The sequence below is a fragment of the Pseudomonas sp. 2995-3 genome (genome assembly GCF_002742565.1).
GTDB classification, from domain to species: domain Bacteria; phylum Pseudomonadota; class Gammaproteobacteria; order Pseudomonadales; family Pseudomonadaceae; genus Aquipseudomonas; species Aquipseudomonas edaphica.
Genome location: NZ_LJSB01000355.1, coordinates 1 through 263 on the forward strand (window position 1 = coordinate 1; position 263 = coordinate 263).

Annotated in this window: 1 protein-coding gene; it reads left to right on the forward strand. The window is 37.6% G+C overall.

Annotation, left to right across the window (positions count from 1 at the left end):
* A partial coding sequence (locus tag AOA62_RS29705; RefSeq protein WP_143521938.1) for a molybdenum cofactor guanylyltransferase occupies nucleotides 1-263 on the forward strand: 263 nt, incomplete at both ends.

The following is a 263-nucleotide window of genomic DNA, read 5'->3' on the forward strand; positions in this document are numbered from 1 at the left end:
GTATTATACTTGCTGGTGGAGCATCCTCCAGAATGGGGGAAAATAAGGCGTTACTGAAATTTCAAGGTCGAACCATCATTGAGTGTATTAAGCAGGAAGTTGAAAATACAGTATCAGATGTTTTTGTTGTCGCAAACACTCCAAGTATATATGAATTTTTAGGTCTAAGAATAGTCAGCGACGTTTATAAAGAAAATGGCCCATTAGCTGGGGTTCACTCTGGTTTATTGGCTTCAAAAACCGACTGGAATATTATATTAGCT